This is a genomic window from Streptomyces aculeolatus (assembly GCF_020400605.1).
GTDB classification, from domain to species: Bacteria; Actinomycetota; Actinomycetes; order Streptomycetales; family Streptomycetaceae; genus Streptomyces; species Streptomyces aculeolatus.
Window position 1 is genome coordinate 1 of sequence record NZ_JAINRD010000136.1, and the last position, 226, is coordinate 226.

Consider the following 226-nt stretch of genomic DNA (forward strand, 5'->3'; position numbering starts at 1 on the left):
GAGCAGGGAGTCAAGTTGCTGCTCGGAGGGCAGGCCGACCAATCGCGATACCAGCGAACCGTCCTGGTCGTCGCGCGCAGCCTGCGCCTGGGGGCGGGAGACTCTGCTGGACGTCGGTGTCAGACTGCGCAACATCGGGGGCAGCGCGCCGGCTTCCGCCTCCGCCACCAAACGCGCGGGATTGAGGCTAGCCGCGGCAACCACAGGTTGATTGGCCTGGAAGCAC

At 68.1% G+C, this 226-nt stretch carries 1 protein-coding gene; it reads right to left on the reverse strand.

Annotated features, from left to right (window positions below):
* A partial coding sequence (locus LG396_RS39050) for a hypothetical protein (protein WP_225798351.1) occupies positions 1-226 on the reverse strand: 226 nt, incomplete at both ends.